Annotated in this window: 5 protein-coding genes; 4 read left to right on the forward strand and 1 reads right to left on the reverse strand. The window is 35.2% G+C overall.

Features of this window, described 5'->3' with window-relative positions; genetic code table 11:
• Positions 1-645: 645 nt before the first annotated feature.
• Positions 646-906, reverse strand: a complete 261-nt coding sequence (locus ABZA26_RS05840; RefSeq protein ID WP_372713579.1) for a hypothetical protein — start codon at positions 904-906, stop codon at positions 646-648.
• A 245-nt stretch (positions 907-1,151) separates the two neighbouring features.
• Between ABZA26_RS05840 and pnp the strand changes: the two genes are divergently transcribed.
• From pnp to ABZA26_RS05860, 4 genes are all read left to right on the forward strand, one after another.
• Positions 1,152-3,302 carry a polyribonucleotide nucleotidyltransferase gene (pnp, locus tag ABZA26_RS05845; RefSeq protein ID WP_372713580.1) on the forward strand — a complete coding sequence of 717 codons (2,151 nt, stop codon included), beginning with the start codon at positions 1,152-1,154 and terminating at the stop codon, positions 3,300-3,302.
• Positions 3,303-3,454: 152 nt separating this feature from the next.
• Positions 3,455-4,801, forward strand: coding sequence for a 30S ribosomal protein S12 methylthiotransferase RimO (gene rimO / locus ABZA26_RS05850; protein ID WP_372713581.1), 1,347 nt, complete (start codon positions 3,455-3,457; stop codon positions 4,799-4,801).
• A gap of 140 nt (positions 4,802-4,941) precedes the next feature.
• Positions 4,942-5,475 carry a CDP-diacylglycerol--glycerol-3-phosphate 3-phosphatidyltransferase gene (pgsA, locus tag ABZA26_RS05855; RefSeq protein ID WP_372713583.1) on the forward strand — a complete coding sequence of 178 codons (534 nt, stop codon included), beginning with the start codon at positions 4,942-4,944 and terminating at the stop codon, positions 5,473-5,475.
• Between the two features lie 18 nt (positions 5,476-5,493).
• Positions 5,494-5,754 (forward strand): YggT family protein, encoded by a 261-nt coding sequence (locus tag ABZA26_RS05860; RefSeq protein WP_372713582.1) that lies wholly within the window; start codon positions 5,494-5,496, stop codon positions 5,752-5,754.
• Positions 5,755-5,970: the final 216 nt, after the last annotated feature.

Raw genomic sequence — 5,970 nt, forward strand, 5'->3', positions numbered from 1 at the left:
AACCTCTGTGAGATACTATCCCGTTTTCATGTATTAACATAGCCTGTAAAATCCCGTGTGATTTGTTCATTTTTTTTAATGTCATAATAATTACCTCCCTGAAATAAGTAGTAGTAAAATAAAATTTCTATTTAGTGCTTTGTCTCAGCACTTCAATTTTTTATTAACGATACTGTTTTTAATATGAACCTCACCAAAGCTCATTCATGTTGTATATCTATACAAAGATTATACATTAATCTCGTAGATAAGTCAACATAAATATTTATTGAGTATAGTTGTTTGGATCTTAACATTTATTCTGTAAATGTTAGAAGAGATTCTTGAATCTAGCTGCATATTGTGTAAAGCTTTATTTATAAGAGTTTTAGCTAGAAATAAGTTGTCATGGATAAAAAAAACAATATTAGCCCTAGGGGAATTTTGAGGGGAATCATAAAAATAATAAATGATTTTCTGATTTTTTTAAGAATTTAAAAATTAGATTTATAGTATCAGGAATTTTACTGAGAGTGAAAAAAATAAAAAAGTAAACAAATTAAAGGTGGTTTAAGAGGAGAGCGGTTGATTTTAAAAGTGTAGATATAAAAAAAAGCGGTGTATCTGATATGATACCCCACCATTAAATTAAAGAAAGTAAATTTTTTACCCGCTGATCTTATTAATTTTGTTTAAAATAAGCTCAATCTTATCGTCATATTCATTTTCAATTAATTCTATTTTTCTCTGCTTTTCATCCTGGAGCTGTTCTATCTGGCTGTTATAGACCCTTATTTTAGAAAGTTTTCTCTTTTCGAGTAGTTTAGATGCCAAGAAGAAAAGAAAAATAGAAGTCAGGAGAATAACGATGTATTGAATAAAACGTCTTTTGAGTCCGATTCTATTAAACTTTATAGTCTTTTCCATATATCCACCTCTTATTTTTTGTATATTATACTATGTAAACCCAAGTAATACAATATTTAATTGTACAGTTTAAGGACAAATAAGTTTTGATTTTTATTTTTAAAGGTGTTATAATGGTGGGAACGATTGTGGTCATAGAAAGGGCGTAAGTAGTAAGAAGCGAAGATTCCTAAGGGGGAACTTTACTCCTTATTATTTGCTGTTCTATTTGACCTCATATTGATAATTCATTAGGAGGAATGCGTATGTTTGAAGAAAAAAAATTAGAAATGGAAATTGGTGGGAGAACGCTCAAGTTTTCCACTGGAAAAATAGCTAGACAATCTTGCGGAGCAGTAATGATCCAATATGGAGATACTATACTTTTAAGTACAGTAAACAGAAGCAGAGAAGGAAGAAAAGGAGCAGACTTTTTCCCTCTAACTGTAGATTTCTTAGAAAAATACTATGCAGTAGGAAAATTCCCAGGAGGATTCCACAAAAGAGAGTCGAGACCATCTACTGATGCCACTCTGACTGCAAGACTGATAGATAGACCTATAAGACCAATGTTTCCAGACGGTTTTAACTATGATGTCCATATTGTAAACACAGTGTTTTCATACGATGGAGACAATACACCTGACTACCTGGGAATAATAGGGTCATCAGCAGCACTTATGCTGTCTGATATTCCGTTTTTAGGACCTGTAGCTGGAGTTGTAGTTGCTATGAAGGGAGAGGAGTTCATACTTAACCCTACACCAAAAGAGTTGGCAGAGAGCCCGCTTAACCTTTCTGTAGCAGGAACTAAGGATGCTGTAAACATGGTTGAGGCAGGAGCTGCTGAAATGTCAGAAGAGGTAATGCTTAAGGCAATTCTTTTTGCTCATGAAAATATAAAGAAAATATGTGAACTTCAAGAGGAGTTTGCAAAATTAGCAGGAAAAGAAAAGTTTGAATTTGTAAAACCTGGAGTTGACCAAACAGTTAAAAGTTTTATAGATGAAAACGGCGGAGAGAAATTAAAGAATGCCGTTCTTGAAATAGGTAAACAAGCTAGAGAAGATGCTGTTAACGACCTTGAAGACGAGCTTCTAGCGAGTTTCACTGAAAAATATATTCAGGAAAACAACCTTGAAGAGCTTCCTGCAGAAATAGAAGCAGAATTCAAAAGCTACTATCATGACCTTATGAAAAAGTTCGTAAGAGAAGCCATCGTTTACAATAAGCACAGGGTAGACGGAAGAAAAACTGATGAAATAAGAGACCTTTATGCTGAGATAGGAATACTGCCTCTACCTCACGGTTCGGCAATGTTTACAAGAGGAGAGACACAGGCGATAGTTACAACAACTCTTGGAACAAAGCATGACGAGCAACTTGTAGACGGACTGAATGAAGTGTTCTACAAAAAGTTCTATCTTCACTATAACTTCCCTCCTTACTCAGTAGGAGAAGCTAGATTCATGAGAGCACCTGGAAGAAGAGAATTAGGACACGGAGCCCTTGCAGAGAGAGCCCTAAGCTATGTAATGCCTTCAACAGATGACTTCCCTTACACAGTAAGAGTAGTTTCTGAGATAACTGAATCAAATGGTTCCTCATCACAAGCCTCTATATGCGGAGGATCACTAGCACTTATGGCAGCAGGTGTCCCTGTGAAGAGTCACGTTGCCGGTATCGCTATGGGTCTTGTAAAAGAAGGAGATGACTATGCTGTCCTTACTGATATAATGGGATTAGAAGATCATCTTGGAGATATGGACTTTAAAGTGGCAGGAACTGAAGCAGGAATAACTGCACTTCAAATGGATATAAAGATCACAGGAATAGATGAAAACGTAATGAGAATAGCACTTAAGCAGGCTCTAGATGCAAGATTACAGATCATCGGAGTAATGAAAAGTGCAATAGAAGTACCAGCTGAGCTAGCACCAAGTGCCCCTAGAATCTATCAGATGATGGTACCTACTGACAAGATAGCTGCTCTAATAGGACCAGGCGGGAAAAACATCAAGGCGATAATAGAAGAAACAGGAGCTACTATCGATATAGAGGATGACGGAAAAGTGTCTATCTTCTCAAGTGACGGAGAAATTCTCAAAAAGACAATAGAACTTGTCAACAACCATGTAAAGGATATTGAAGTAGGAGAGATTTACCAAGGTAAAGTTGTGAAAGTGGCTAAATTCGGAGCTTTCATGCAAATGCTTCCAGGTAAAGAAGGACTTCTTCATGTTTCTGAAATCGCTCATGAGAGAGTGGCAAATGTAGAGGATGTACTTTCTGTAGGAGATATCTTAGAAGTAAAAGTTATCGCCAACGAAAATGGAAAAGTAAGCCTTAGTAGAAAACAGCTTATTGCCAAACCTGTAAAAGAGGAAGTTAAGAAAACTTCAGAAGAAACTAAGTAATAATTATTTATCTTAAAGATATATTATTAAGTAAAAGAACACAGTTAGTTCTGTGTTCTTTTTATTGTTTTAAAAGTACAGTATTTTATAGGTTTTATTAGATGGTCAAATGTGTTATAATTGACTATGAAAAATATTAGAAGGAGTATTAAATGAAATTAGCATTAATAAGTTTAGGTTGTAGCAAAAACCTGGTTGACAGTGAAAACCTTATCGGGATAATGGTCAATAAAAAAGGATTTGAGATAACAAATAATATAGAAGATGCAGATGTAGCTCTTATAAATACATGCGGATTTATAGGAGATGCAAAAGAGGAGTCTATACAGACAATACTTGAGATAGCAGAGCACAAGAGAGAGGGAAACCTAAAAAAGATAATAGTAGCAGGTTGTCTTGCCCAAAGATATGCAGAAGAGATAATAAATGAGATGCCAGAAGTGGATGCAGTCATAGGGACAGGGGAGATAGACAAGATAGAAGAGGTCGTAGATGAGGTACTGGCCGGAAGAAAGATAATAAAAAGTGAAAGTCTGGAATTCCTTGCAAATGCAAATACAGAAAGGATACTGACTACACATCCTCACACGGCTTATCTGAAAATAGCTGAAGGATGCAACAGAAGATGTACATACTGCATCATACCTAAGCTGAGAGGAGACTTGAGAAGCAGAAGTATAGAGGATATAGTAGAAGAAGCAGAAAGACTGGCTGCCGGAGGAGTAAGAGAGATAAACCTTTTGGCACAGGAAACAACAGAATACGGTATCGATCTCTATAAAAAGAAAGCTCTCCCAGATGTTTTGAAGGCTCTTTCCAAGGTAGAAGGAATAGAGTGGATAAGAACATATTATATGTTCCCGAATTCTATAACTGATGAGCTTATTCAAACTATGAAAGAAGAGGAAAAGGTATGCAATTATTTTGATGTACCAATACAGCATGTGGCTGACAATGTACTTCAGAATATGGGGCGTGCCAGAACAGGGCAGCAGATAAAAGATCTGGTATATAAAATAAGAAGAGAAATCCCTGAAGCTACCATAAGAACCACTGTAATTGTTGGGTTTCCAGGTGAGACAGAAGAAGAATTTATCCAGCTGAAAGAATTTGTTGAAGAATTTAAATTTGACTATGTGGGAGTATTCAAGTATTCTAGAGAAGAGGACACAGTTGCCCATGAAATGGCTGAACAGATAGATGAGGATGTAAAGCACAGAAGATGGGTGGAACTTACGAATCTTCAGTCTGAAATAGCTGAAATGAAAAATAAAGCTCTTATAGGTGAAACTATAGAGGTAATGATAGATGCGGTGTCTTCAGAAAGCGAGTATATGCTTGAGGGAAGAACCAGAGGACAGGCTCTAGAAATAGACGGGAAAATTTTGACAAATGACGGTACAGCAAAACAGGGAGAGATAGTAAAGGTTAAAATTGAGCAAAATTTTGACTATGATCTTCTTGGAGCCATTGTAGAAAATGAAAAATTTGTAAAATAGATTATCTTTTGGTTTGGGTTCGTTGTGTTTTTCACTGTAATTTGTTTTTAATTTTACAAACTTCTAATGAATCCTGTATGAGTTTATAAACGATTGATAAATTTTGGAAAGTCAAACATAATTTAATGGAGGATAACATGATGAATCTGCCTAATCAACTAACTTTGCTCAGAATAATTTTAGCAATTCCATTCATATTCTTTTTGGGGAATGCAGAAACCGGAGGTTTAGTTTACAGAGTTATTGCACTGGTAATATTTTCAGTTGCATCAATAACTGATTTTTTTGACGGCTATATAGCCAGAAAAAGAAATCTCATAACTGACTTTGGAAAACTAATGGATCCACTGGCAGACAAAATTCTCGTTATATCTGCCCTTGTAATTTTTGTAGATATAAAATATATCCCTGCTTGGATGTCAATAGTAGTAATCGCCAGAGAGTTTCTCATAAGTGGGATAAGAACACTGGCAGCAGCTAAGGGCGAGGTAATCCCTGCAGCTAAACTGGGGAAATATAAAACTACATCTCAGATGATAGTAATAATCATCATAATAATATTCGGGAAAAATCAATATAACTTTTACCTGATGCTTATACCTGTAATACTGACTATATGGTCAGGTTGGGAATACACAGCAAAAGCAAAACACTATTTTATGAATGTAAAATAAAAGAAAGGGGATTAATCAATGTTTTCGATTTTTAAAATAATAGATCTGGCAATAAGAGCTTTGAAAATGCTGATTTTAATAAGAATTGTAATATCTTGGGTAGCTCCATACAGCAGAAATGAATTTACTCATCTCGTACATGAGGTTACAGAACCGATACTCAAACCTTTTAGAATGCTGATACCTTTAGGAACTATGAGGATGGACCTCTCTCCTGTACTGGCGTATTTCGCCCTCAATCTTATTAGAAGTCTTGCATATAGTCTATTGTTACGTTAGGAGAAGCTTATTGCTTCTTCTTTTTTTTTATTCTCAGAATATACGCAGGCTTTAAGAAATTACTTTTGAAATGTCAGTGAATAGAAAATATATGTAATTTGACATGTATTGAACACAGAGCTGTCACAGAATTAAAGTAAGATACTCCTACAGACAAATATATTTCAGGAGGAACTATAAAAATGAAAAAAATAATCGGAATCTTAGCAATAATAA

This window comes from Ilyobacter sp. (assembly GCF_041583315.1).
Classification (GTDB): domain Bacteria; phylum Fusobacteriota; class Fusobacteriia; order Fusobacteriales; family Fusobacteriaceae; genus Ilyobacter.